This is a genomic window from Thermococcus chitonophagus (assembly GCF_002214605.1).
GTDB classification, from domain to species: Archaea; Methanobacteriota_B; Thermococci; order Thermococcales; family Thermococcaceae; genus Pyrococcus; species Pyrococcus chitonophagus.
Window position 1 is genome coordinate 702,150 of record NZ_CP015193.1, and the last position, 26,352, is coordinate 728,501.

The following is a 26,352-nucleotide window of genomic DNA, read 5'->3' on the forward strand; positions in this document are numbered from 1 at the left end:
ATAAAATGTATTAGTTAACGGTTTGACATGCTGAAAATTGTTCCAATTGCAGAAGTCAATGGTGAAATAAGGGCCCCGCCTTCAAAGAGCTACACCCACAGGGCATACTTTCTCTCTCTATTAGCTGAAAGAGAGAGTAGGATTATTGATCCTCTAATATCTGATGATACTCTCGCGACGATTGATGCGGTACGGGCCTTTGGGGCGGAGCTTCAAAATGACACTGTTATTCCCCCTGACGAGCTTAAGTCGAACTACTTTTTCGTCAGAGAATCTGGAACCACGGCCAGAATAACAATAGCCTTGGCGACCTTAGCGCATGGAAAGAGCGTTGTAGATGGGAGAGGGAGGTTAAGAAAGAGACCCATGGACGATCTTGTCTTGGCTCTTCAGCACCTTGGATCCAAAATTCATGGGATAAAATTACCGATTATAATTGAAGGCGGGCAGATTAAAGGTGGTAAAGTCAAGATAAATGCTTCAAAGTCTTCTCAGTTTGTAACTGCCCTTCTATTGTTGGGATCGAAGACGGGGCTTGAGGTAGAGGTTACCAACCCCGTCTCTTGGCCTTACGTTGAGATGACACTTAAGACGATGAATTCTTTTGGTGTCAAATATGAGCGTGAAGGACTGAGGTTTGTCGTATATCCTGGGGTTAAAGGAGCAAGTTATGAGGTTCCTGGGGATTATTCCTCTGCTTCATTTTTTCTTGTAGCGGGGGCTCTGTTTGGTAGGGTAAAAGTTGAGAATCTTCTCCGAGATGATGTTCAGGCGGATATGGCTATATTAAGGATCCTAAGGGAAACAGGGGCAAAAGTCAAAGTTGGAAAAAGGTACGTTGAAGTTAGGACCCAGGAACTTAGGCCAATCAATGTTGATTGCTCCCAATTCCCGGACTTATTCCCCATATTAGCAGTTTTAGCGTCCTATGCTCCGGGTAAAAGCGTTATAAGGGGGAGACAACTGAGGCTTAAGGAGAGCGATAGGGTTCACGCCATGGCGGTTAACCTTGCGAGGGCTGGGATAAAGGTGAAGGAGCTGAAGGATGGCCTAGAAATTCACGGTGGAAGGCCTAAGGGAGTTGTAGTTGAAGATTTCAACGATCACAGAATAGCTATGGCAATGACTATTCTAGCCCTGGGTGCTGAAGGGATTACGGTGATAAAGAATGAGAGAGTTGTAAACAAATCATATCCGAACTTTTTCGATGATTTAAGGAGGTTGCTTCAATGAAGGGAAAGCTGTTGAGCTTTACCCTCTTTGGTGAGAGCCACGGTAGGGCAGTAGGGGTGTTGATAGAGGGGATGCCCCCAGGGATTAAAATCAGCGTTGATGAAATGAAAAAAGAGCTCGAGAGGAGAAAGGGCATAGCGAGGTTCTCAACAAAGAGAAGAGAGCCTGATGAGCCGATAATTTTGTCGGGAGTGTTCAGGGACTACACCACCGGAACGCCGATTGCTGTAATCGTCGAGAATAAAGACGTTGATTCTTCATATTATGAGGAGATAAAGAACACGCCAAGGCCAGGGCATGCCGACTATCCCGCTAGGATAAAGTACTTCGGCTACAACGACTACAGGGGAGGGGGATACTTCTCTGGAAGACTCACCATCGGCATCGTAATCGCTGGGTATTTCGCCAAGAAAATTCTCGAAAGGTATGGGATAAAGGTGAGGGCCTACCTAAAGAGAATCGGTAAAGTTGAGGCAAGAGAGATAAGCATTGAGGAAGTTTTCTCTTCAAGGAATCCTTACTGTCCTGATGAGGAGGCATTTGAAAAAATGATTGAGGAAATGGAAGAGGCTAGAAAAAAGGGAGATAGCGTTGGTGGTGTTGTTGAAGTAGTGGCAATAAACGTTCCTCCCGGCCTGGGTGGGCCCCACGATGAAGATATTGAAGCAGATCTCGCATCGGCATTCTTTAGGATTCCCGCAGTTAAGGGGGTTGAATTTGGCTTGGGATTCAAATTTGCGGAAAAGAGGGGGAGTGAGGTGAATGATCCCTTCGTCATTAGGGATGGAAAAGTAGTTACCGAAACAAACAATCATGGTGGAGTTTTGGGGGGAATAACCACGGGCATGCCAATAGTTGCAAGGGTAGCCTTCAAGCCTACCCCTTCCATATACCTTCCTCAGAGAACCGTAGACCTCGAAAGGATGGAAGAGATCGAGATTAAGCTTAGGGGCAGGTTTGACTCGTGCATAGTTCCAAAGGCCCTTCCAGTGGTAGAGGGCATGATGGCCTTTGTTATAGCAGATCACCTTCTGAGGAGGAAAGCCTGGGAGGATTTCGTTGGTTAGGTTTAGCTGTCTAAACTGTTTTATACTTTCATTCAATCCTAGGCCGGGGATAGGTGATGCCACGCCAATATCTTTAGCTGGAGATGGCGGAATGGCAAGGATAAAATCATTAAGAGAGCAGATAGATGAAATAGACAGGGAGATAATAGCTCTTCTTGAGAGGAGATTAGAGATAGCAAGGCAGATTGGGGAAATAAAGAAGTCGCTGGGCCTCCCAATAGAGGACAAGTCTAGGGAAGAGGAAGTTCTTAGGAGGGCCGGCAAGTTTAGACCAATTTTTGAGAAAATTTTGGAGGTGAGTAAGGATGTTCAACGTTTATGACCTCTTCAATAGAATTAACCAGGTAAAGCCCAGGATAAGACTTGACGTTGGCCAGCCCGATATACCGGTTGCTGAGGAGATCATCGAGGAGGCCGTAAAATCCCTGAGGAGTGGAGAGACAAGGTACGTAAGTACATTGGGGTTGGATGAACTTAGAGAGAGGATAGCTGAAGTTGAAGGCGTCTCTAAGGATGAGGTTATAGTAGGCCCTGGGGCCAAGATACTGATAGCTGCTGAGATTGCAATGGCTAAGAAAATAGCAGTAATAGCTCCCTACTGGAATGCCTACCTCCTGATGGCAAACCAGTTTGGTAAAGAAGTAGAAGTAGTGGAGACAAGACTCGAGGACTCTTGGGTTCCTCAGCTTGACGGTGTTGATGCTGACCTTCTCATAATAAACTACCCCAACAATCCAACCGGGAGAGTTCTCTCGAGAAGGGAGCTGAAGGCTCTCTTGGATGTTGCAGAGGATAAAGGCATGAAAGTGCTGTCGGACGAGATATATGCCGAGATCTCATTCAAGCAGTTCACACCTGCAAGGGAGCTTTACGATAACGTAGTAACTGTAAAGGGGTTCTCAAAGCTCTACTCGATGACGGGCTTTAGACTTGGCTACGCGATAGCTGACAGAGAAGAGGTTTTGAAGATAAAGAGGTTCATAGAATCCACAGTAACGTGCGTTCCTCCCTTCGTCCAGCGGGCGGGTATTAAGGCCCTGGAACTTAGGGAGAGGCTCATGGATGAAGTCACCAAGGAGTACGAGAAAAGGGCTAAGCTCGCGTCGAAAATCCTTAAAGGGCTTGACTTTCACGAGCCTGAAGGTGCGTTCTATCTCTTCCTAAGGGTTCCCATTGATGGAATGGAGTTCGTTGAGAGGCTCCTAAGGAGGAGCGTCTCTGCATTCCCTGGGAAGGCCTTTGGAAACTATGACAACTTCATACGGATCTCCCTCACGAGTGACAAGCTTGAAGAGGGTCTCAAGATAATTAGGGAGGAGGCAGAATGCGCATCGGAGTGAGCGGCTACGGAAAGATGGGAAGGACATTTGCAAGGATCCTCGGGAAAAAGCATGAGGTCAGGGTGTATTCTAACTACTCCAAGCGAGACTTCTCAAGTCTCAGGGAGCTCTACGAGTGGAGTGATGTTATAATATTAGCGACATCGATGGAAAAGATAAGGGATCAGCTACAGGAGCTTAAGGAGATCGCCCAAGAAAATCCGAAGGGCACTGTTCTCTTTGACATCGCGACGTTTAAGTCGGAGATAATCGAATTGTATGTTGATTTCCCTAAGAGTGTTAAGGTTGCGAGCGTTCATCCAATGTTTGGCCCAGGTGTTACGTCTTTCGAAGGGGAGAGATTCATAATTGTCCCAGTACCCGGTAGGGAAGATGACTCTAGGATGGTGGCTGATCTCATTAGAAAGTTTGGAGGGAATGTATCTTTCCTTCCGGCCGAAAAACATGATTACATCATGGGCTACGTTATAGGGGTTCCATATGCCCTGGGTCTGGCGTATTTGAGGCTTTCCCTCAAGAGGGGTCTTGACGAGTTTGGGGGGACGTCGCACGAGTACCTAATTACCTATGGGAAGGCGGTGCTCAATGACTCTCCAGAATTCATCAGGGAGGTTCTCAAGAACTCGTGGAAGCAGATAGTGGAGTTCCTGGGAATGGTTCTTAGTGTAAATCCTGGGCAACTTAAAGAGGAAGTCGGGAAGGAAGAAATAGAGGGGGCATATAAGAAGTTTTATGAATGCCTTAAAGGCCGGAAAGCTCTTTAAGCTTCTTCCTTAACATCTCTTCTGCTCCCTCTCCGTACTCTCCTATCAGCCTTACAAGGGCACTTCCTACAACAACGCCGTTTGCCCCAGCGTTCAATAGCTCTTCAACGTGCTCCCTCTTGGAGACTCCAAATCCTACCGCTACCTTGTTCTTGCAGATCTTCTTTGCCCTCTTTAGCAGGTCAAATGCTGTTTTAGGTATCTCCTCCCTTGCTCCAGTTGTTCCGTACAGGGATATTAGGTAGACGAAGCCAGTAGTTGCCCTGTCTATCTCCCTGAGCCTATCATCGGGGGTGTTTGGTGCGGCAAGGAAGACCGTCTTTATTCCCTCCTCCCTGGCAACGTCGAGGAAATGCTGGGCGTGAGTTACGGGCAAATCAACTATGAGCATCCCATCAACACCGGCATCCTTTGCCATTCCTAGGAACTCCTCAACTCCAGTCCTAAATACCGGATTGTAGTACGTCATGAGTACTATGGGAGTGTCTGAGTGCTTCCTGAATTCTCTAACGATCCGGAAGGCGTCTTCAAGCTTAAAGCCGTTCTTCAGGGCCCTGAAGTGTGACTCCTGGATCGTTTTTCCATCTGCCATTGGGTCGCTGAAAGGTATGCCGAGCTCTATCGCCCCGGCATATTCATCTACGGCAAGCAGAAACCTTAAGGTTGCCTTGGCGCTTGGATCTCCTGCCGTTATGTATGGGATTATTGACTGATCCTTAAACATCTCCGCTCACCCTCAGGACGATATCTAGATCCTTGTCCCCCCTTCCCGAGAGGTTCACGATTATTATCTCATCCTTACTCATTTCCTTGGCTAGCTTCATTGCATAGGCTACTGCATGAGCGGATTCAAGTGCGGGAATTATTCCCTCTGTCCTTGAGAGCTCGTGAAAAGCTCTCAATGCTTCCTCATCGGTGACGGTGACGTACTCTGCCCTGCCGCTCTCCTTTAGGTAGGCATGCTCCGGCCCAACCCCAGGATAGTCGAGCCCTGCGGCGATACTGTGGGTTGGTGTTATCTGACCCTCTTCGTTCTGCAGGAAGTAGCTCAGCATTCCGTGGAAGACCCCCTTTTGTCCGGCGTTCAGGGAGGCCGAGTGGAGTCCCGTGTGTAGGCCTTTTCCTCCGGCCTCAACTCCTATTAGCCTGACCTTATCGTTGACGAATGGGTAGAATATGCCCATCGCGTTACTCCCTCCCCCAACGCACGCAACTATGGCATCTGGTAGGCTTCCCTCAGCTTCGAGTATCTGTTGCTTTGCCTCCCTTCCTATCACTGACTGAAAGTCCCTGACTATTACCGGATAGGGATAGGGGCCAACGACGGAACCTATGAGGTAGTGTGAGTACTCAAAGGTTGCAACCCAATCCCTCAAAGCCTCGTTTATCGCATCCTTCAGAGTCCTAGAACCGCTGTGGACGGGAATTACGTTGGCCCCAAGGAGCTTCATTCTGAACACGTTCATCTTCTGCCTCTCAACGTCTTCCGCCCCCATGTACACGTCAACCTTCATGCCGAGTAATGCGCCCGCCATTGCCGTCGCAACGCCATGTTGTCCCGCTCCCGTCTCCGCTATTAGCCTTGTCTTTCCCATGAACTTTGCAAGTAGCGCCTGCCCTATGGCATTGTTTGTCTTGTGGGCCCCTCCATGGACCAGATCTTCTCTCTTTAGGTAGATCTTTGCACCTCCTATCTTCTTCGTAAGCCTCTCGGCGTAGTAGAGTGGAGTTGGTCTACCTGCCCATGTTCTCAGGTAGTAGTTTAACTGCCTGTTGAATTCCTCATCATCTTTAAGCCTCTTGTAAGCCTTTTCTAACTCTCTTAAAGGTTCAATTAGCGTTTCTGGAACAAATTGTCCTCCAAATTCACCGAACCACACTTTTAGCCCTCCTTACAAATTCCCTTACAAGCGATTCATCCTTCCCGTTCTCTCTTTCAACTCCCGAAGAAACGTCAACACCGAACGGCTTCACAATTCTTACAACCTCTTCAACGTTTTCTGGCCTTAACCCTCCGGCTATAATGATGGGCACCTTCTTTGCCACTATCGAAGAAACCCTAAGATCGTGCATCCTTCCTGTCCCTGCCCCAGTATCGAGTAAAATTCTATCAACTTCATACTGGTATATCTTCTCGAGCAACCTTTCTGCGTCTTCCTCGGGGTTCTTGCTCTTTTTGGGTACTTTAAAGGCTTTCATTATAAAAACTCCATACTCATCTTTCAGCCTATTTACAGTTTCTGGTGTGGTGTCTGAATGAACCTGAATGTACTCCGCATTGGTTTTCTCAATAGCAACTGCCCACTCCGAGAATCCAACCATTCTAGAGACCAAAAATACTGGAATTTTCGCTTCTTGAATTATCGTCCTTGCTTCGTTGATGGAAATCCTCCTCTTAGAAAGGGAATTTACAACTACTCCCGTAGCATCAGCGTACTTTTCAACGATCCTGAGCTCGTCCAAACTCCTAATTCCGCAGATCTTCACGAACATTATCTCGTCATCTCCACAAAGTTTTTGATAATTTTTAACCCTTCCTTACTCTCCCATTCAGTTAAAACGCTCTCAGGATGGAACTGAACTCCTTCAATGGGCTTCCTCTTGTGTCTAATCCCCATTATCACATTATCATCGAGTGAGACTGCCGTAACTTTGAATCCCTTTGGAACCTGGAGAACCGCTAGAGAGTGGTACCTGCCTCCCATTAAGGGGTTCTTAATCCCCTTAAACACTCCCCTACCGTCATGCTTTATTGGGCTGGCTTTTCCATGCCTGGGCTTAACCCTGCCAACGTATCCCCCAAAGACCTCTGCAATAATCTGATGGCCGAGACAAACTCCCAACACCGGAACATCAGCCTCTGCAACGATTTCTGGTGAATTCCCGACTTCCCTTCTATCCCTGGGGTGTCCTGGGCCGGGGGAGATTATTATGCCGTCAGGGTTCAGCTTTTTCACCTCTGCTAGTCCAATAGTATTGGGAACGACCTTGACCTCGTCAAAAAAGGATGCGTATTCAGCTAGATTCCACACGAAGGAGTCTCTGTTGTTAACTATCAGTATCATACCCGCTCACCCCAAAGGCCTTGAGAACGGCCTTCATCTTATTCTCCGTCTCATAGAATTCCTTTTCAGGCACTGAATCCGCAACTATCCCGGCTCCTGCCCTAATGTACGCCCTCCTCTCGATTTCTGCCATTCTAATTGCTATTGCAAAATCAGCGTAGCCGGTTGCCGAGAAGTAGCCAACGGCCCCCCCGTAAACCTTTCTCCTGCTCCTCTCCAGCTCATCGATTATCTCCATTGCCCTTATCTTTGGAGCTCCCGTTAATGTTCCAGCAGGGAACGAGGCTTCGATAGCATCAAACATGTCTTTATCTTCTGCGAGCTCTCCGACAACTTCACTTTCTATGTGCTGGACGTGGCTGTACTTTATCACGTCGAAGAACCTGACGAGCCTTACTGTGGTTGGCTTTGACACGATTCTAACGTCATTCCTCGCTAAATCAACGAGCATTACATGCTCTGCTCTTTCCTTCTCATCCTGCAGGAGTTTCCTTTCTATCTCCCTATCTTCCTCGGGAGTTCTTCCTCTCGGAGCAGTTCCAGCTATTGGATTTATCCTGAATATCCTGCCCTCCACTGAACCCATCGTTTCCGGTGAAGCTCCAACGAGGGTCTTCTCAAATTCAAGGAGGAAGGTGTAGGGCGAGGGATTTATCTCCGTTAGCCGAGCGTAGATATCGAAAGGATCAAGGTCGGTTTTGACCTCGTACTGCCTTGAAAGAACAACCTGGAAGACGTCTCCTGAGTATATGTAGTCCTTTCCCCGCTCAACGATTTTCATGAACTCCTCCTTGTCTGCATCCGTTCTTATTATCTTAGAACCGCCGTCACCCAGGCTTATTCTTTCGCTTTCCGCTTTTCTCACTATCTCCTCTGGGCTGAAGGGAGGCTGTCTGAGGTAAAAGAAGTAGAAATCGCCGTTTAGGTGGTCATAAACAAAGGTCCATGGATAATAGGCGAATATTGAAGGTTCTTCAATGCTGCCTTCAATATAATTGTGAACGGAATCGTATGCTATATACCCTACGAACCCGGCTAGGAACCTCTCTCCTTCAACTCTGTCCTTCATTAGTCCCTTTAGGGCTTTGAATGGGTTTGTTTCTTCCTTTATTCTTTCTCCATCTAGATACGTCCCTTTCCCGGATATCTTTACGATGAACTCTGGTTCTGCCGATATGAACGTAAACCTTGCCTTTTTGCTGTCCTTCTCTGCTGAGCGGAGGATGAAGGGGTATGAAAGCTCCCTAATGGCGGAGTAGAGCTTGAGTGGGTCAACGTACTTCAGCTTTTTGATAGGCATGCGATCTCCTCCAGCTTTCTGAGCATTTCCCTTCCGAGAACATTTTCTACAGCTTCAACTCCCTCCTTCAAATCCTTGACAACTTTCGAAGCGTATAGTGCCGTTGCGGCATTGATTAAGATGAAATTCCTATCCTCGCTCCTTCCATTTCCTGCTAAAACTGCTTTCACTCTCTCGGCGCTTTCCTGGGGAGAGTTGCAGGGGACTACCTTAACCCTCTCTAGGCCAAAATCTTCTGGTGTAACCTTGTAGACTTCGACATTTCTTCCGTTGACTTCGGCAACTATGGTTTCATCCCCTGGGTTCACTTCATCTAATCCTGATCCGTGCACTACTAGGGCCCTCTCCACTCCCAAGAATGTTAGTGCCTTTGCAATCTTCTCCACGAGTTCTGGGGAGTTAACCCCAACAACTTGGTAGCTGGGCTCTGCTGGACTTGCCAAAGGTCCCAAGATGTTAAAGACAGTCTTTATTCTTAGTAGCTTTCTGACTGGCATTATCCTCTTCAGCGCGGGATGGTACATCGGTGCAAATAGAAAAGTAAAGTTTGCTTTTTCGACCATTTCTCTAGCTTTCTCCGGTGGGATCTTGATGTTTATTCCTAAGGCCTCGAGAAGGTTCGCTGAACCGCTCTTTGATGTTATTGAAACATTGCCGTGCTTTGCAACTTTTGTAAATGCCGAGAGTATTATTGCCGAGGCGGTACTAACATTTATCGTTGAGGCTCCATCTCCTCCCGTTCCTGCAGTGTCTGCTACTTTGCCGAGATCAACCTTTATTGCATGGTCTCTCATGGCCCTTGCGAGCCCCGCTATTTCTTCGGCCGTGTACCCTTTGGTCTGCAGTGCTGCTAGATACGCAGCTATCCTAACTTCGCTTTCCCTCATTAGCTCGCTGAAAAGGTTGTACGCTTCCTTAAACGTAAGATTTTCCCCCTCGATAATTTTCTCCAACATTAAAGATCAGCCTCCACAAAAGTTTTGAGAAGTGCCCCAGGATCTTCAGCCTTCATTAGGGCAGTTCCTATGAGTGCTGCATCGGCAACTTTTAGGGCTCTCCTGAGGTCTTCGATCGTGGCTATACCACTTTCGCTGACTTTCACAAATTTCCTTGGTATTTTTGGTGCAAGCCTCTCCGTCAGTGATACATTGCCATCATCGAGCTCTAACTTCCCTATATCCCTGTTGTTTATCCCTATCATTGTCGAGTTCGTAGTTAGGGCTATTCCTAGCTCTTCTTCTGTATGCACTTCAACGAGGGTGTCAAGTCCGTGCTCTTTGGCATAGTCGACGAACTCTGGGAGTCTATCCCTTAGAATTCTGGTTATCAGGAGTATTGCCGAACCTCCAGCTTCGGCTGTTTTCTCAATTTCCTCTTTTGTTGTAATGAAGTCCTTCCTGAGAACTGGTAGCTCCGTTTCCCTGCAGAGCTTTTTGAAAAATTCGAAACTTCCCTTAAAGTACTTGGGATCTGTTATGTATGAAATACCTACTGCTCCTGCTTCCTCGTATTTCCTGAGTATCTCAAAAGGATCCCTGCCCCTTAAAAGGTCGCCATACTTTGGAGAATAGACTTTAAGCTCGGCTATTATGGCGTTTTTCTTAGAGGTTCTTATTGCCCTGCTTAATCCAAAAACCATCACCCATTTGAGCCCACCGAAACTGAAGGATTTCCTAAATAAATTTAAAAGTTTGGACATTTTTGCCTATCCATATTCCATTCGGAAAAAGATTTAACCCAATGCAACTAAAAAGTCGAAGGGTGTTTCAAATGGAAGAAGAGAAGAAGAGCATAGCTAAGCTCGTAAAGGATCTCGTGATGGCAAAGCCCTGCGTGAGGGAAATGATGATACTTGGTGTCGTAAATTACAGTGCTCTCGCTAGGCTATTCCATGAAGAACTCGAAAAGAGAGGAATTAAAGCTTCGGTTGGGGCCATAAAGATGGCTCTAATAAGGCTGGGGGAGGAGTTGAGTGAGGAGAGGGCATCTTTCGAGAATGCGATAAAGGGGGTCATAGCAAAAACCGTTATAGAGTTGCAATCTGATCTGGTTGTTATAACAGTGAACAAGCAGGTGGCCCTTGGCAGAATGAATAGGCTTTTTGAGATAATGAAGGAAACAAGATTCTTCCAGCTCTCCCAGGGAGTCGACACTTTTACAATCGCAATAGCTAATGAGGACAAGGAGAAGGTTCTAGAGGCCCTTAAGGATGGAGTAGTTGACATAGTTGACGGCCAGACAGCAATAATACTTATAAGTCCTTACGGAATCATGCAGACCCCAGGGATAATAGCATTCATAACCACCGCACTTGCGATAAATGGAATAAACCTTACCCAAGTTATATCCTGCCACAAGGACACAGTTCTCCTCGTTGACAGGAAAGATGCGCCCTCTGCGTACAGGGTGTTAGAGGATCTCATTCTCAGGATGAGGGAAAGTTAGTAACATTTGCAACATTACTTTTCTATTTTTGCATCATCAGTTACAAAAAGCATTTAAGTATTCCATTTTCCAGCTTGAGAGGGCACTTCATGAGGGGTGAGGTAGGATACCTTATACTTGAGGATGGAACTATTTTGAAGGGGAAGCCCTTTGGAGCGAGGACTGTTCGCTACGGCGAAGTGGTTTTCACCACGGCGATGGTGGGTTATCCAGAATCCCTAACGGATCCATCGTACAAGGGGCAGATCCTGGTGGAGACCAATCCGCTTATGGGAAACTACGGAGTTCCAAGTAAAGAACTAAAGGAGAATGGTCTTCCTCTCCACTATGAGTCGGACTCAATAAAGGTCGAGGGTTTCGTAGTTTCAAGGTTGATGAGGCCGAATCACTGGAGTAGCGTTATGAGCTTAGATGAATGGCTAAGGAGGGAGGGCGTTCCAGGCCTGCAGGGAATCGATACAAGGGCAGTTGTTAAGAAGATAAGGGAAAAGGGAGTAATGAGGGGTGCAATAGTTACCGATGGCTCTGATCCCAAAGAAGTTCTTGAGAACGTTGAAAAAATAGATTATGAAACCACGAACTTCGTTGAGCTCGTTTCTCCAAGTTCCCCAATCATTCACGTTCCCGAGGGTAAAATATCTGGAACGATTGTCGTGGTTGATATGGGAATAAAATACGGGATATTGAGGGAGCTCTTGAGGAGGGGCTTCAAGCTCATTCGTATTCCCTGGGATTGGGATCCAATTGAGGCCTATGAGAGTTACAATGCTGACGGAGTTTTCTTCAGCAACGGCCCAGGAAATCCGTCCCTTCTCAAGGTAGTCGCAAAGAACGCTAAGAAAGTGCTCGATGCAGGAATTCCAACTATGGGGGTTTGTCTGGGAGAGCAGGTTCTCGCTCTAGCGGATGGGGCCGAGATATATAAGTTGAAGTACGGACACAGGGGAATCAACAAGCCCGTAAAAGATCTTGAGAGTGGGAAGGCTTTTGTAACGACCCAAAACCACGGCTACGCGATAGAGCCAGAAACCCTCAACGAGTTCTACGTCTGGATGATAAACCTTGATGACAATACTGTTGAGGCAATTAAGCATAAAGAACTTCCTGTCATTGCAACACAATACCATCCTGAGGCTTCTCCCGGTCCTTGGGATTCAACTTGGGTGTTTGATGAGTTTGCAAAGCTCGTGAGGGGTGATGCTAATGTTTGATGTTTCAAAAGTTCTGATTATAGGTTCAGGAGCGATTAAGATTGGAGAGGCTGCAGAGTTTGACTACAGCGGGAGTCAGGCTTTGAAAGCGTTGAGGGAGGAAGGAATAGAAACCATCTTGGTTAACCCCAATGTTGCAACAATTCAGACGAGCCATGAGATGGCAGATAAAGTTTACCTCGTTCCCCTTAAGGAGGAGTTCATTGAGGAGATTATAAAGAAGGAGAGGCCAGACGGCATACTCTTGGGATTTGGAGGTCAGACCGCTTTATCCCTGGGAGTTTCACTGTACAAGAAGGGAATTCTTGATAAGTACAACGTTAAAGTCCTGGGAACTCCAGTTCATGGAATAGAGAAGGCTTTAGACAGGGAGAAGTTCAGGGAGACCATGATAAAGGTCGGTCTCCCTGTTCCGCCTAGCGGAGCCGCAAAAACACCTGAGGAGGCAATAGAGATAGCTGAGAGCATAGGCTTCCCCGTAATAGTCAGGGTCAGCTTCAACCTCGGAGGAAGGGGATCCTTCATAGCCCACTCAAGGGAGGAATTTGAGGAGTACATATTGAGGGCCTTCGCGCAGAGCGAGATAAGGAAGGTTCTCGTGGAGAAGTACCTTGATGGGTGGAAGGAGATAGAGTTTGAAGTCGTGAGGGACAAGAATGGAAATGCAGTTGCCGTTGCCTGTCTGGAGAACGTTGAACCCATGGGCGTCCACACCGGAGAATCTACCGTTGTTGGTCCATCACAAACCCTCACCAACAGGGACTACCAGATACTTAGGATGGCCGCCATAAAGGTTGCAGAGGCTATCGATCTAATAGGGGAAGGAAACGTCCAGTTGGCGTTGAGTCCCAACTCTGAAGAATACTACGTTATAGAGACCAACCCGAGGATGAGCCGTTCCTCAGCTCTAGCTAGTAAGGTCACCGGTTATCCCTTAGCATACATCGCGGCCAAGCTCGCTCTCGGCTACACCCTCGATCAGCTGAGGAACACCGTTACGGGGGTCACCACGGCGGCATTTGAGCCGAGCCTTGACTACGTTGTGGTTAAGGTTCCAAGGTGGGATCTCCAGAAGTTTGACGGCGTGAGCAGGAGTATAGGGAGTGAGATGAAGAGCATAGGAGAAGTGATGGCCATAGGCAGGAACCTTCACGAGGCATTTCAGAAGGCAATCAGGATGCTTGACATCGGGGACGAGCTAATAGGGAAGTACTACCTTCAGGATGAACCTCTAGAGAACGTACTCTTAAGGTTGAAGAGGAGGGAGCCCTACCTCCTGATGCACCTGGCTAAGGCCTTAAGGCTTGGAGCTACAGTTGACCAGCTCTACGAGATAACTAAGGTGGATAAGTTCTTCCTGTACGTCATCGAAGACCTCGTAAAAATAGCTGAGCAGCTGAGGAAGAGTCCTTCAGAGGAGCTAATCGAGGAAGCAAAGAAGCTCGGCTTTAGCGACAATCAGATAGCGCTACTTACGGGAAAGAAGTGGAAGAGGAAGAGCCCCGTGATAAAGAGCATCGACACCTTGGCTGGAGAATTCCCCGCTAAAACTAACTACCTCTACGTAACCCATGATGGAATTGAAAACGACATACCAAAGCCGACAAAGCCCAGGATAATAGTCCTTGGAGCGGGAGTCTTCAGGATTGGAGTCAGCGTTGAGTTTGACTGGGCAGTTGTTAACTTCACGAATGCAGCGAGGAGGCGTGGAATTGAAGTTGCCGTGATAAACTACAACCCCGAGACTGTTTCAACTGACTGGGACATGAGCGACAGGCTGTACTTCGAGGAGATAACCCTAGAACGCGTGCTTGACATCTATGAATTCGAGCATCCCATGGGCGTTGTGGCCTTTGCCGGAGGCCAACTGGCCAATTCTCTGGCTAGGAAGCTTGAGAAGGCCGGAGTTAAGCTCTTGGGAACCTCAGGAAAGAGCGTTGACAGGGCTGAAAACAGGGCAAAGTTCTCTGCCCTATTGGAAAAGCTGGGCATCCCTCAGCCTGAGTGGATTTCAGCTGAGAGCGTTGAGGAGGCAGTTAAGTTTGCCGAGGACGTGGGCTACCCGGTTATAGTGAGGCCAAGTTACGTCTTGAGCGGAACGGCGATGAAGGTTGCGTGGAACGAGGAAGAGCTGAAGTCTTACCTTAAGGCCGCGACGGATGTTTCCCCTGAACATCCCGTTGTGGTTTCAAAGTTCATAAACGCGGTTGAGGCCGAGATTGACGCTGTATCCGATGGCAAGAAGGTCGTAGGTGTAACCTTGGAGCACATAGAAGGAGCAGGAGTTCACAGTGGGGACTCGACCATGGTTACCCCATGGAGGACGATAGGGGAGAAGAATGCCAAGAGGATGGGGGAGATAGTTTACGCCTTAGCCAACGAGCTTGGCATAAAAGGACCCTTCAACGTCCAGTTCATAGTCGATGACAAGCCCTACGTTCTCGAACTCAACTTGAGGACGAGCCGTTCGATGCCGTTCTCGAGCAAGTCAAGGGGAGTTAACTTGATGGAGCTCTCAGCCCAGGCGGTTCTCGATGGCAAGCTTTCAATGGGCGTCGAGGGGGAGTACTACGAGATACCTCCAGTGGCTTACGCGGTGAAAAGCCCGCAGTTCTCATGGGCCCAGCTTCAAGGGGCTTATCCTTTCCTAGGCCCGGAGATGAGGTCAACTGGTGAGGTTGCATCCCTGGGAACTTACTATGAGGATGCCCTACTTAAGAGCTGGCTCTCAGCTAAGCCAAACGAAATGCCAAAGAAGACTGCATTAGTTTACGGCTTCGAGAAGACCTCAATCCTCGAGGAAGTCGTTAAGGTTCTTGAGAGGGTTGGTCTAACGGTGTATACACTTGATGGTACCTTAAAGAAGGGAGAACCAAAGACAATCCAAGAGCTTGCTGGGATGATAAAAGCTGGGGAGATAGATGTCGTAATGACAACCGGATATGCAATGGAGAGGGACTACGTGATAAGGAGACTCTCCGCGGACATGAACGTTCCATTAGTCCTGGATGCAAACTTGGCGCTAGAGTTAGCTAAAGCGTTCGAGTGGAAGATGAATGGAGACTTTGAGGTAAAAGAACTGAGGGAGTACTGGGCAAAGGTTCCAAAGGAGAGCCCAGAGTTCGCAACTTCACTAAGTAGAGTTTAGAATCCTTGTTGACAGTATCTTTGACTTTTTCGTTGCTGCGTCTATTGCCTTCATTATTGCCGTCCTTATCTTCCCTTCTTCGAGCTCAAATATACCGTCGATCGTTGTTCCTCCAGGGGTTATGACCATGTCCCTTATCTCCGCAGGATGGTCTCCGAGCTCGAGGAGGAGCTTTGCCGTTCCAAGGAGGGTTTGAGCAGCAGCTAGCCTTGCTATGTCCCTGGGGAGGCCGACTTTAAGACCACCATACATCATTGCCTCTAAAAACACTGACACGTAGGCAGGGCCTGACCCGCTCAATCCAGTTATTGCATCCATGTACTCTTCCTCAATTCTGAGGCACTTTCCAAATGCTGAGAACAGCTTTTCCACGGTTTCTATCTCTTCTTCACTTAGATCTTGGGTGGCATAAGCCGTGAAAGATTCCTTGACGAGAACTGCGATATTGGGCATTGCTCTTACGAACTTAGCTTCCGGAGCGAACTCCTTAAGGAGCTTCAGCGGAATTCCTGCGGCCAACGAGATAACTATTTTGTCTTTTACCTTCTCTCTAATTTCCTCGAGAACCTTTCCAACTTTATTGGGCTTTACGGCTATTATAACTATATCCGCCTCTTCGCTGGCCTTCCTGTTATCTCTCTCAAGTCTTACTCCGGCTTCTTCGAGCCACTTAACTTTTTCTATATGCCTTCTCGTAGCCGTAACTTGATAACCAGCCTCGGCGAGGGCCTTTGCAACGGCACTTCCTATGGTCCCAGCTCCAATAACTGCAACCTTCAATTATTTCACCCAAGGCTCTAAGCTTGTCCTTGACAGTTAAATAATGTTCTTAAGTATCATTGTCGAAATGTCAATCAGAAGATAAAAAGAATAAAAGTGGGATGGATTTTATTTTGATGGTATGTTTTTCTGTAGAGCTTTTATGAGATTCTTTCAAGCACACTCAAACCCAGGAATCTCTTCATAGTAACAAATCTTTACCTCAGAATTAGTACCAGAAGAGGTTTAATCATTTGATCACTCGAGCATGCCCTCGAGCTCGAGCTTCTTCTTCTGCCTTAGGAATATAACAGGAACTCCAGCCTCCCTAAGCCTCTTCCTAAGCTTTCTATCGTTCGTGCACACTATAACGTTATCATTGGCTATCGCGTACTCGTACAGCAGTTCGTCTGTTGTCTTTGACATGAACTCTCCAATGTACACAACTGGAAACCTTTCGGCAAGCTTTAAGGCCATCCTTGCCGCCATCAGATCCTTTCCTCTAACCTTGCCCTCCCTTATTATCGTCTTAAGCTCCTCAAGAACGACGTTTGGAATGGCAACTTGATACTTCACATCAAGTATCCTCTCGAATTCCGAAATTATATCCACCCCAAACTGTCCGGGGATGAAAAGAAAATTTGTATCGGGGAGAACGAGCCAAACCTTCCTCATGTCTACTCCCTTATGAACCCGTAACCTATGAGCCTCCATCTTGAGCCTATCTGCCTGCTTATTGCCACTCTATCCCCGGGCTCTGCGCACACTGGTATCTGGAGCTTTAATTCTATCTCATCCTTTCCTAAGCCCGTAACAAGGCCCATTGTTCTTGCTGTTCCAACGTTCAACAGTAGCACTTCCTTCCTCTTGATTGGCTCTACCTTTAATTCTTGCTCCGTTCCGACGACCCTCTCGAGGAGGTGGACCTCAAGCCTAAGCTCCTCCCACACCGGTGGAAGCTTTCCGGGCTTTCCGACCACGTTACCGGCCATCAGGTCACCTTTGGTCAAGTATGGATCGAGCTTTGTTCCAACTCCGACTAAACCTCCTGGGTAGGCCTCCTCGACGAACTTTCCTCCGGCTTGAAGGGAAACTATCTCCGTCGTTATCGGCTCGTACTTTATCCTTCCGTGCTCCTCATAGGGAACTCCAGGCCTTATCTCAATCTCATCCCCAACCTTGAGCTTACCCTGAACTATTGAACCTCCAAGAACTCCCCCAACGAGCTTTTCTGGAGGTGTTCCCGGCTTATTAACGTCGAAGCTCCTTAAGACTAGCATCTTCGGTGGCTTGTTGGGATCCCTCTTCGGCGTTGGTATGAAGTCCTCGATGGCCTTCACGAGAACATCTATGTTCGCACCGTGAAGCGCTGAGATCGGAATTATTGGAGCATTTTCAGCTACGGTACCCTTTATGAACTCCTTAATCTGCCTGTAATTCTCTAAGGCCTTCTCCCTGTCCACGAGCTCTATCTTGTTCTGGGCTATGATTATGTTCTTCTGCCCGATTATCTGGAGGGCCATCAGGTGCTCTCTAGTCTGAGGCCTTGGGCAGGGCTCGTTTGCGGCTATAACCAAGATTGCTCCGTCCATCAGGGAAGCTCCAGCGAGCATCGTGGTCATCAGTGCCTCGTGACCCGGGGCGTCTATGAACGAAACTCTCCTAACGAACTCGGTTTCATGACCACAGTAGGGGCAGACTGGGGAGGTTGAGTACCTTCCACAGTTCGGGCACTTCCTTATCTCGGCATCCGCGAACCCTATCTTAATTGTGATACCTCTCCTGAGCTCTTCGCTGTGTGTGTCTGTCCAAACTCCCGTTAGGGCCTTAGTTAGTGTGGTTTTACCGTGGTCAACGTGACCAACCATTCCTATATTGACCTCTGCCTGCTTTGTCTTCCTCTCTTCTGCCATGGCTCTCGCCTCCAGAAGAGTTTCAACTAAGTCCATTTAATAGCTTTATCCTGAAGGGAAAATTTGGAAAAGAGGTCAGTGCTTTATGAACCTGCCCTCAAGGCCCGTCCTGGAGGGATCAATGTCGTCTCTCATGATCAATACTACCCTGCTTGGCTCGTACTCGTCCTCTATGTGGTATCCTGGGAGGTGCTTTACTAGGGCCTCTGCAAACTTCCTTATATCATCGTGGCTCGGCATGTTGTTTATCGTTAACCTGTTCCTTGAGTAGCCAACGAACATGTAGGCTTTTGCCTCAACGAACATTGGCCTAGCCTTGAGGATCAGCCTCGCATAGCCCTCTGGATTGTGCATGTTCTCTCCCTTCACTAGGGTTAGCCTCACAACGGTTCTAGTTTGAATTCCGTTCATGAGCTCGAGGAACTCCTTTATCCTCTCCCATCCATCGGGTATCATTGGAATGTTAACCCTGTTGTACGTTTCGATGTCAGGTGCAGTAATTGAGATGTAGAGCTGAGTTGGTAGCTTGTCCTCCTTTATCATCTCCTCGAGCCTCTCGGGAACTGTTCCGTTGGTGACTATGAACGTGGTAAAGCCCCTCTTGTGGAACTCCTCAACTAAATCCCCCATGTAAGGATAGAGCATTGGCTCCCCCGAGAGGCTTATCGCTGCATGCTTTGGGTACCATGCCTCTTCGAATTTCTTTTTGTCGACCTTTGGATTGCCCTTGTATCCAACCAAGAGCTTCCTCTGGGCCTTGATGCTCTCCTCCACAATGAACGCTGGATCATCCCAGGGCTGAGGAAGTTCCGTCCCTATGAAGGTCTCCATGGGGCGCCAGCAGAATATGCAGTTATGGGTACACCAAGCTAAAACCGGAGTCATCTGGAGGCACCTATGTGAGTGTATTCCATAGAACTTCTGTTTGTAGCAGAACCTCCCCTCTGTTAGGCTCTTCTTCAGCCAGTGGCATAGCTTAACTCCGCTGTGCCTTCCCACTAATTCGTAGTGTTGTTTTCTGAAGAGGTTAGCTATCTCAGGAGGCATGTTCGGATTAGCTTGAATGGTAATCTTTCCGGGCTTTATATCCATCTCTCTCACCTCCGATTAGGCTCGCCTAACTCATGGTGGATTTCATTATTTTAAAAATCTAATTGGCCGATTTTGTGAAGTTTGATTCATGAAAAGAAGTTAAAAGTCTTCTCTGATAGTATCCTTGGTGATAACCATGAGAGTCCTGATCTTAAGTGGGGATCAGTTCGAAGACGTTGAGCTTATCTATCCCTACCACAGGCTCAAGGAGGAAGGACATGAGGTTGTAGTTGCGAGCTTCAAGAGGGGAGTAATCACCGGAAAACATGGATATACTGTGAACGTTGACTTGGCCTTTGACGAAGTTAATCCTGACGATTTTGACGCCCTCGTCCTTCCGGGTGGAAGGGCCCCAGAGCGCGTGAGATTGAACGAGAAGGCTGTTGAAATTGCAAGAAAGATGTTCAACGAGGGCAAGCCAGTTGCAAGCATCTGCCATGGGCCTCAAATACTCATCTCGGCTGGAGTTCTAAAGGGCAGGAAGGGAACGAGCTACCTAGGAATTAAGGATGACATGATAAACGCTGGAGTTGAGTGGGTTGATTCTGAGGTTGTCGTTGATGGCAACTGGGTGAGCTCAAGGGTTCCTGCAGACTTATACGCATGGATGAGGGAGTTCGTTAAACTACTCAAGTGAATAACAAAGTTTATATTCTTTCATGTTTTTTCATCTTTGGTGGTGGTATGAGGAAAGGTGGCTTTCTAGGCTTCTTTATATTGGGACTTTTCCTAGTAATTGTCATCGTGGGACTCATGGTCGGTGCATTAGCTCTTAAGTACCTTGGCACTCACGAAATTAAGATTTGTAGCTGTGATAGCTGTGAGAAAGTACCGGCTGGCCCGCTGAAAACGCTGGGAGAATACAACGCGAGCTCGGTGGAGATCGCGAAGATAGTTGGAGATGTTGTAATTAAGCCAGGAAATTTCTCCATTGTCGTAAAGAGCAACCTGCCAATTGAGGTTTCGCTAGATAATAGCACGTTGTTCATAACGTGCTCAAATTGCTCTGAATATAAGAACGGGAGGATAATCATAGAGGGCAACATCTCCAAGCTTGAGGTCGGCAAGATCCTGGGGACATTAGAGATTTACGCTCCCTTGAAGGAGGTAGAGGTTGATAAAGTCCTTGGTGAGCTTGATGGCTACTCCTACATAGACGAGTTTAAGGCGGAAGATGTCTTGGGTGAGGTGAACATAAAGGTTAGGAAGAGCGTGGAGATAGAGAAGGTGCTTGGAGAAGTTGACGTTGAGGTGCCCGACGGGTATAAAGCTGAGCTCAGCGTTGGAAAGGTTCTCGGTGAAGTCCACAACTCTTCGGAGGGGGATAAAGGTAAAGTAGAGGTGAGGGTTTCAAAGGTTCTGGGTGAGCTGAGCGTTGAGAACGAGTAACATCGTTAGGGCGTTCATCCTGGGGAGCTTGGTGGAAGTTGCCATTCCTAAGCCGGGAAACGTTTCGAGGCTTAGAGATTTCCCTGACTTGACTTTTTATCACTTCCTCTTTGCCAACACTTCCCTCATTGGTCCCTATATGGAGGCCGCTAGGAGGGGAGAACTCCTTGGTGAAAGTGTTATCGACGAGAGCAATGTTGGCTTGGGACAACTAATACTTCTGGCAATTAAGGAGTCGAAAAGGTGGCAGGATGCAAATCCGAATTTTGGTGTTGTAACCCTCAGCGTTCCTCTAATAGTTTCCCTCTCAAGCGGAAGGTCAATAGAAGAAGCTGGTCTTTATGCCTCCAAGCTTGTAGAAAAGTCAACTCCTCACGACTCTATAAATTTCTACAAGGCGATAAGGATCGCAAACCCCAAGGGTGTCAGGAGGGGGGTTAAGTACGATGTCTACGATGATTCCTCCTTTGATGAACTCGTTAGAGATAACGTTAATCTTTACAAACTTGCTGAGATTAGCTGTTCCAGGGAGATGATATTCTGTGAGTGGCTCAATGGATACTCAAAGGTTTATGAAGCACTAAACATGCTAGAAGGGTTTATTGAAAGCGAGGATCTTGAAAATTCTGTGATAAAGACCTTCTTAACCCTCCTAGCTCGATATAGAGACACTTTAATAGAGAGAAAGGCTGGCATTGAAGAGGCGGAGCTTGTTAGAGAAAAGGCAGATCTCGTGGTGAGGGGGGAGCTAACACTAGAAGAGTTCTCAAGATTTATGGCCGAGAAAGGTGACTTGAGAAATCCAGGTAGCCTAGCCGACATAATGGCAGTTGCATTATCACTACTTTTCTTGAAGGGGTACAGGCTCGAAGGGTCATTTTTGTATAAAAGTTAGGGCTTTACTTCCTTCTACTCCCTCAATGTGATCCTCACCTAGGTGTGGTGCTATATCAATTATAGGGCCCCTAAATGTCCCCAGGATTTATGGCTATGACTGTATGTCCTATTATTAATAATTCATTATTGCTCCGTTGGCCCATATCTCAATTGGAGCCCCAGAAATTCCGAAAAGTTTATATACTTTTAGAGCCCAAATCCCAATGAAAGAACTTGTAGGAGGTGTGGATGATGGCTGAGTTACCAATTGCTCCAGTTGACAGGCTTATAAGGAAGGCTGGTGCTCAGAGAGTTAGTGAGCAGGCAGCAAAGCTCCTCGCTGAGCACCTTGAGGAGAAGGCCCTTGAGATTGCAAGGAAGGCTGTCGACCTCGCAAAGCACGCCGGAAGAAAGACTGTTAAGGCTGAGGACAACTAGCTGCAATCAGGAGCTGATTTCTCTTCCCTTAGTATTATTTTTAAACCAATTTTGTAACTTTTTCTCGTGGTTGAGGTTGTCGTAAAGATAACGAGGAGAAATCACAATGCTTTTGTTCACCTACTAGCTGCTTTGGAGAGTCAAGGCTATGACCTAGCTGATGTTCTTGTGACAAAAGACTTGGAGGAGATAATAAGGGCTAAACCTAAGGTCGTTCTTTATTCATTCTACTCCCAGGAAGTTGACGAAGTGAAAAGGGAGATGGAGATCCTGAAAAGTCGTGTGAATGCGATATTTGTTGCTGGCGGCTACCATGCAATGGCCATGCCGAAGCACACTCTTAGGGTCCTTGGCTTTGATGTGGTAGTTATAGGTGAAGGTGAAGAAGCACTCTATAACCTCCTATTCGAGCTCAAGAAAAACAATTACAAGCTTGGGAAGTCTCTAACTTCCGTTAAGGGTCTCGCCTTCTACTTAGGTGACGATTTCATTTTTACGGGTTTCGCTAAGGTTGAAGACTTCTGGAGATTTCCTCCCTATCCCGAAGGCTTGAAACTTATCTCTCCAATGGAGATTAGCAGAGGTTGTCCATTCGGCTGTTACTATTGTCAAACCCCTTACGCCAAGGGCTTCAGGATGAGGCACAGGCCAATAGATCAAATTGTTAAGTATTCAAGGAGAATGAAGGACATGCGTTATATAACTCCAAATGCCTTTGCCTATGGCAGTCCTGGGGCCATCCTTAAGCTGGAAAAGCTTGAAGCTTTACTTAAGGCTCTCCAACCTTTGAGAAGAGAGGGAAGGAGATTGTTCTACGGCACATTTCCTAGTGAAGTAAGGCCGGAATTCGTCACTAGGGAAACCGTTGAGTTGCTAGTAGAGTATACCGATACAAGAAGACTTGCTATTGGGGCCCAGAGTGGGGATGATGCCATGCTTAAGGCAATGCACAGATTACATAAGGTTGAGCATGTGGTTAATGCAGTTGAGCTGGCTTTGGAGTACGGCTTGGAACCTGTAGTTGACTTCATAGTGGGTCTTCCTGGCGAGAGTGAGGAGAGCCAGAGGAAGAGCATAGAGTTAATGGAGTGGATAATGAAGAAGGGAGGTAAAGTTAGGGCACACTACTTCATGCCTCTCCCAGGAACTCCCTGGGCCCGTTGCAGACCCTCTCCACTAAGTGAGGAGATGAAAAAATTCTTGGGCAGGATGGCGGCTGAGGGCAAGATTGAGGGCTCCTGGGGAGTTCAAATCCAAATATCTAGAAGACTACAGAAGCTTATTGACGAGTTCTATGAGGAACCTTTCACTTATCATGGGATTATTAGGGAGGTTTGCTGATCGCTAAACTTATAACTTTTAAGTAAGCCTTACTACTTGACGGGGCTATGTACCCCGAGAACTATGAGAAGTTTGAAAAGATCATAGAACGATTGCGAGAGTTTACTGGCCTGATCATCGTCGAAGGTCGGCGAGATGAAGAATCCCTAAGGAAATTGGGGGTCCGGACGGAGATACTCAGGCTCTCCCGCTCACCCCTCGCGGATGTCGCGTTAATAGCATCGGAATATGAGGAGGTAATGATACTCACAGATTTAGATGAAACGGGTGAGCGGCTGGCTAAGAAGCTTTACGGGCTGCTTGAGGGCTTAACTAAAGTCGACATTGAAACTAGGAGGGAACTAAAGTTCATCGCAATGAAGGACATTAAAGGCATTGAAGATCTGTACTCTCTCTGGGAGGGCCTGAGTCTCCGTTTCTGGCCCCTGAGGAGGGGGTTTAATGAAAAGAAAGCGAACGATACTCCAACACATCCTATCTGAAAAGCAGAGATTTGAAAAAATAAAAGAGGGTGGTATTATGGCAGGAAAGGACGATTTTGGAACGACAAAATACATTATTCACGCTGAATTTGAAGCTAATGGTGTTGTTGAAAGGCCTGACGTTGTTGGAGCTATATTTGGTCAAACTGAAGGCCTTCTTGGAGATGATCTTGACTTAAGAGAGCTCCAGAAGACTGGAAGAATAGGAAGGATAAAAGTTGAAGTTCACACAAAAGCAGGAAAAACCTACGGCACAATCTTAGTCCCTTCAAGTCTCGATAGGGTTGAAACTGCCATAATTGCGGCTGCCCTTGAGACAATTGACAGAGTTGGACCATGCGAAGCCAAGATCAGGGTGATAAAGATAGAGGATGTCAGGGCGACAAAGAGGAAGTACATAATTGAAAGGGCTAAGGAAATCCTTGAGACCTTGATGGAGGAGGAGATACCTGAGACCCAGGAGCTAGTCGAGGAAGTCAGGAAGGCAGTGAGGGAAATGGAGCTGATTGAATACGGCCCAGAAAAGCTTCCTGCTGGACCTCATGTGCCGTTCTCAGATTCAATAATTGTCGTTGAGGGGAGAGCAGATGTTCTCAACCTCTTGAGGCATGGAATAAAGAACGCTATAGCCGTTGAAGGAACTTCCATTCCAGAGACGATAATAAGGCTCAGCAAAGAGAGGATAGTTACAGCATTTACTGACGGTGATAGGGGTGGAGAATTAATACTCAAGGAGCTTTTGCAGGTTGCTGACATAGACTACGTTGCAAGGGCTCCTGAAGGCAAGGAGGTTGAGGAGCTCACTAAGAAAGAGATAATAAAGGCATTAAGGAGTAAAGTTCCAGCGGAGCAAGTTATCAATGAGCTCTTCAATAAGGGCAAGAGCTTCTATGAGATCGTGAAGGAGCGAGAGAAGGAGGGGGAAGTCAAGGAGGATAAGGAGGAAAAGCGAGAAGAAGAAAAGCCACAATCTAAACCACATATTAGGCCTAACGAAAAGATAGTGAAGCCTCTCAAGGTTGTCCAGCCCAGTTATGAGGAATTCAAGGATTTCATTGAGCGGGTCAAGAATTCTCCTGATCCAATAGCACTATTGCTTGATGAAAACAGGAACGTGATTACTGAGGTTCATACGAGAGATCTCTTAAATGCAATTGATGAAAACGATTCAGTGTATGCTGTTGTATTCAACGGGATAATAACCCAAAGGCTAATTGATGTAGTTAGCGAGAAAGGAGTTAAGTACCTAATAGGTGCCAAGAAAGCAAATGTTGTCAGAAGGCCAATTAACTTGAAGATAATAACCTTTGCTGAGTAGTTTCTACTCCTCTTCTTTTCAAAATTTTCAACCGCAATTATTTAATAACCGAGTGGATAAATTTTCTTGGGAGTGACCATGAAGGCAGTGTTGCTCGCGGGTGGAAAAGGGACAAGGCTACTTCCTTTGACAATATACAGGCCGAAGCCAATGATGCCATTTTTTAATAAGCCCCTGATGGAATATATGCTTAGAAGCCTTGTTGATATCGGAGTTGACGAGGTGGTAATTCTTGTTGGTTACTTGAAAGAGAAAATTTTCGAATATTTTGGTAACGGAGAAGATTTTGGAGTTGAGATCAAGTACTCGAATGGGGAAAACATAAAGCTTGGGACGGCTGGTGCGCTTAAGAAGGCTGAAAAGTTCTTGGACGACACCTTTATAGTTGCTTCAAGTGACGTTCTGACGAACTTAAACTTTAAAGAACTAGTCGAGTTTCACAAGAGGAAGGGCGGAATAGCAACAATGGCCCTCACAAAAGTTGAAGATCCTAGCCACTATGGTGTTGCTGTTTTAGATGAGGACAGCAAAATACTTTACTTCAAAGAAAAACCCAGGCCTGAAGAAGCTCCAAGTAATTTAGTTAACGCGGGCATTTATGTTTTTGAGCCCGACATTTTTGATCTAATCCCAAAAGGTAAGAATTATGATTTTTCACTAAACCTGTTCCCCAAAATGCTCGAGGAAGGAATCCCCATCTATGGATTCCCCTTTGATGAGTACTGGAACGATGTTGGTAGGCCCTCAACTTACCTTCAGGCTACAGAGGATGTCTTTGCAGGTAAGCTTAAGTTGCCTCAAATAAATGTAGGCTCGTTAAAGGGAAATATCGAGAAGGGAGGTAGTCTGTTCACAGGTAGCAGGTGCATACTAAGGAAGCCCAATATAGTGGGATTTGCAGTCCTCGGTGACAATGTTGAAATAGGGAGGGATGTAAAAATAGAACGTTCTGTTATATTTTCGAATGTGGTAATAGAGGAGGGGGCAGAAATTAGGGAAGCAATAATAGGGGAAAACGTGTACATTGGCAAGGGTGTCGTGATAGAGGCTGGAAGTGTCATTGGGGATAACTCTATTATAGAAGAATTTAGCAAAATTGGTGCAAATGTTAAGATTTGGGCCGACTCAAGAGTTGGTAAGGAAAGCATAATACTACCCGATTGAGGGGGTG

General features: G+C 46.9%; 27 protein-coding genes. 16 read left to right on the forward strand and 11 right to left on the reverse strand.

Annotated features, from left to right (window positions below):
- Positions 1 to 27: 27 nt before the first annotated feature.
- The 5 genes from aroA to A3L04_RS03955 are packed head-to-tail and all read left to right on the forward strand — an operon-like array spanning position 28 to position 4,404.
- Positions 28 to 1,233 (forward strand): 3-phosphoshikimate 1-carboxyvinyltransferase, encoded by a 1,206-nt coding sequence (gene aroA / locus A3L04_RS03935; RefSeq protein ID WP_068579010.1) that lies wholly within the window; start codon positions 28 to 30, stop codon positions 1,231 to 1,233.
- Positions 1,230 to 2,300 carry a chorismate synthase gene (aroC, locus tag A3L04_RS03940; protein WP_068579008.1) on the forward strand — a complete coding sequence of 357 codons (1,071 nt, stop codon included), beginning with the start codon at positions 1,230 to 1,232 and terminating at the stop codon, positions 2,298 to 2,300. Before aroA ends, aroC begins: the two co-directional genes overlap by 4 nt.
- A complete protein-coding gene (locus A3L04_RS03945; protein ID WP_231963788.1) occupies positions 2,293 to 2,622 on the forward strand; it encodes a chorismate mutase in 330 nt (109 codons plus the stop codon). The genes aroC and A3L04_RS03945 overlap by 8 nt, the downstream gene beginning before the upstream one ends.
- Positions 2,606 to 3,640, forward strand: coding sequence for a pyridoxal phosphate-dependent aminotransferase (locus A3L04_RS03950; protein ID WP_068579006.1), 1,035 nt, complete (start codon positions 2,606 to 2,608; stop codon positions 3,638 to 3,640). Before A3L04_RS03945 ends, A3L04_RS03950 begins: the two co-directional genes overlap by 17 nt.
- The gene (locus A3L04_RS03955) at positions 3,625 to 4,404 is read left to right on the forward strand and encodes a prephenate dehydrogenase/arogenate dehydrogenase family protein (RefSeq protein ID WP_068579004.1); all 780 of its coding nucleotides are present in this window, start codon (positions 3,625 to 3,627) and stop codon (positions 4,402 to 4,404) included. Before A3L04_RS03950 ends, A3L04_RS03955 begins: the two co-directional genes overlap by 16 nt.
- Here the strand turns inward: A3L04_RS03955 and trpA are convergent.
- The 7 genes from trpA to trpC are packed head-to-tail and all read right to left on the reverse strand — an operon-like array spanning position 4,382 to position 10,411.
- A complete protein-coding gene (gene trpA, locus A3L04_RS03960; protein WP_068579002.1) occupies positions 4,382 to 5,128 on the reverse strand; it encodes a tryptophan synthase subunit alpha in 747 nt (248 codons plus the stop codon). The genes A3L04_RS03955 and trpA overlap by 23 nt on opposite strands.
- Positions 5,121 to 6,284, reverse strand: a complete 1,164-nt coding sequence (gene trpB, locus A3L04_RS03965) for a tryptophan synthase subunit beta (protein WP_068579000.1) — start codon at positions 6,282 to 6,284, stop codon at positions 5,121 to 5,123. The genes trpA and trpB overlap by 8 nt, the downstream gene beginning before the upstream one ends.
- The gene (locus A3L04_RS03970; protein ID WP_068578998.1) at positions 6,271 to 6,897 is read right to left on the reverse strand and encodes a phosphoribosylanthranilate isomerase; all 627 of its coding nucleotides are present in this window, start codon (positions 6,895 to 6,897) and stop codon (positions 6,271 to 6,273) included. Before A3L04_RS03970 ends, trpB begins: the two co-directional genes overlap by 14 nt.
- Entirely contained in the window at positions 6,897 to 7,469 is a 573-nt protein-coding gene (locus A3L04_RS03975; protein WP_068578996.1) for an aminodeoxychorismate/anthranilate synthase component II, read from the reverse strand. Before A3L04_RS03975 ends, A3L04_RS03970 begins: the two co-directional genes overlap by 1 nt.
- On the reverse strand, positions 7,453 to 8,769 hold the full coding sequence (locus A3L04_RS03980; protein ID WP_068578995.1) for an anthranilate synthase component I: 1,317 nt from the start codon (positions 8,767 to 8,769) through the stop codon (positions 7,453 to 7,455). The genes A3L04_RS03975 and A3L04_RS03980 overlap by 17 nt, the downstream gene beginning before the upstream one ends.
- Positions 8,751 to 9,725 carry an anthranilate phosphoribosyltransferase gene (gene trpD, locus A3L04_RS03985; protein WP_068578993.1) on the reverse strand — a complete coding sequence of 325 codons (975 nt, stop codon included), beginning with the start codon at positions 9,723 to 9,725 and terminating at the stop codon, positions 8,751 to 8,753. The genes A3L04_RS03980 and trpD overlap by 19 nt, the downstream gene beginning before the upstream one ends.
- Positions 9,725 to 10,411 carry an indole-3-glycerol phosphate synthase TrpC gene (gene trpC / locus A3L04_RS03990; RefSeq protein ID WP_068578991.1) on the reverse strand — a complete coding sequence of 229 codons (687 nt, stop codon included), beginning with the start codon at positions 10,409 to 10,411 and terminating at the stop codon, positions 9,725 to 9,727. The genes trpD and trpC overlap by 1 nt, the downstream gene beginning before the upstream one ends.
- 128 nt (positions 10,412 to 10,539) lie before the next feature.
- Here trpC and A3L04_RS03995 point away from each other — a divergent pair, with 128 nt between their 5' ends.
- From A3L04_RS03995 to carB, 3 genes are all read left to right on the forward strand, one after another.
- Positions 10,540 to 11,214, forward strand: a complete 675-nt coding sequence (locus A3L04_RS03995) for an ACT domain-containing protein (protein WP_084448898.1) — start codon at positions 10,540 to 10,542, stop codon at positions 11,212 to 11,214.
- A gap of 89 nt (positions 11,215 to 11,303) precedes the next feature.
- Entirely contained in the window at positions 11,304 to 12,425 is a 1,122-nt protein-coding gene (gene carA / locus A3L04_RS04000; RefSeq protein ID WP_068578988.1) for a glutamine-hydrolyzing carbamoyl-phosphate synthase small subunit, read from the forward strand.
- Positions 12,412 to 15,573: a carbamoyl-phosphate synthase (glutamine-hydrolyzing) large subunit gene (carB, locus tag A3L04_RS04005; protein ID WP_088859106.1), complete on the forward strand. Its 3,162-nt coding sequence runs from the start codon at positions 12,412 to 12,414 to the stop codon at positions 15,571 to 15,573. The genes carA and carB overlap by 14 nt, the downstream gene beginning before the upstream one ends.
- On the opposite strand, the gene proC is transcribed toward carB, so the two are convergent.
- From proC to twy1, 4 genes are all read right to left on the reverse strand, one after another.
- Entirely contained in the window at positions 15,559 to 16,353 is a 795-nt protein-coding gene (gene proC / locus A3L04_RS04010) for a pyrroline-5-carboxylate reductase (protein WP_068578984.1), read from the reverse strand. The genes carB and proC overlap by 15 nt on opposite strands.
- A 237-nt stretch (positions 16,354 to 16,590) precedes the next feature.
- Positions 16,591 to 17,007, reverse strand: coding sequence for a PIN domain-containing protein (locus A3L04_RS04015; protein ID WP_068578982.1), 417 nt, complete (start codon positions 17,005 to 17,007; stop codon positions 16,591 to 16,593).
- Between the two features lie 2 nt (positions 17,008 to 17,009).
- A complete protein-coding gene (locus A3L04_RS04020) occupies positions 17,010 to 18,245 on the reverse strand; it encodes a translation initiation factor IF-2 subunit gamma (protein WP_068579643.1) in 1,236 nt (411 codons plus the stop codon).
- Between the two features lie 75 nt (positions 18,246 to 18,320).
- On the reverse strand, positions 18,321 to 19,337 hold the full coding sequence (gene twy1 / locus A3L04_RS04025) for a 4-demethylwyosine synthase TYW1 (protein WP_068578980.1): 1,017 nt from the start codon (positions 19,335 to 19,337) through the stop codon (positions 18,321 to 18,323).
- A gap of 136 nt (positions 19,338 to 19,473) precedes the next feature.
- Between twy1 and pfpI the strand changes: the two genes are divergently transcribed.
- From pfpI to A3L04_RS04065, 8 genes are all read left to right on the forward strand, one after another.
- On the forward strand, positions 19,474 to 19,974 hold the full coding sequence (gene pfpI, locus A3L04_RS04030; RefSeq protein WP_068578978.1) for a deglycase PfpI: 501 nt from the start codon (positions 19,474 to 19,476) through the stop codon (positions 19,972 to 19,974).
- Between the two features lie 47 nt (positions 19,975 to 20,021).
- Positions 20,022 to 20,726, forward strand: coding sequence for a hypothetical protein (locus A3L04_RS04035; RefSeq protein ID WP_068578976.1), 705 nt, complete (start codon positions 20,022 to 20,024; stop codon positions 20,724 to 20,726).
- Complete coding sequence (locus tag A3L04_RS04040) at positions 20,713 to 21,621, forward strand: triphosphoribosyl-dephospho-CoA synthase (protein WP_068578974.1); 909 nt, start codon at positions 20,713 to 20,715, stop codon at positions 21,619 to 21,621. The genes A3L04_RS04035 and A3L04_RS04040 overlap by 14 nt, the downstream gene beginning before the upstream one ends.
- A 233-nt stretch (positions 21,622 to 21,854) precedes the next feature.
- A complete protein-coding gene (locus tag A3L04_RS04045) occupies positions 21,855 to 22,040 on the forward strand; it encodes a histone family protein (protein ID WP_088859137.1) in 186 nt (61 codons plus the stop codon).
- Between the two features lie 66 nt (positions 22,041 to 22,106).
- A complete protein-coding gene (locus A3L04_RS04050; protein ID WP_068578972.1) occupies positions 22,107 to 23,381 on the forward strand; it encodes a TIGR04013 family B12-binding domain/radical SAM domain-containing protein in 1,275 nt (424 codons plus the stop codon).
- A gap of 47 nt (positions 23,382 to 23,428) precedes the next feature.
- A complete protein-coding gene (locus A3L04_RS04055) occupies positions 23,429 to 23,863 on the forward strand; it encodes a toprim domain-containing protein (protein ID WP_068578971.1) in 435 nt (144 codons plus the stop codon).
- On the forward strand, positions 23,823 to 25,181 hold the full coding sequence (gene dnaG / locus A3L04_RS04060; protein WP_068578969.1) for a DNA primase DnaG: 1,359 nt from the start codon (positions 23,823 to 23,825) through the stop codon (positions 25,179 to 25,181). Before A3L04_RS04055 ends, dnaG begins: the two co-directional genes overlap by 41 nt.
- 78 nt (positions 25,182 to 25,259) lie before the next feature.
- Entirely contained in the window at positions 25,260 to 26,345 is a 1,086-nt protein-coding gene (locus tag A3L04_RS04065; RefSeq protein ID WP_068578967.1) for a sugar phosphate nucleotidyltransferase, read from the forward strand.
- The last annotated feature ends 7 nt before the right edge of the window (positions 26,346 to 26,352 follow it).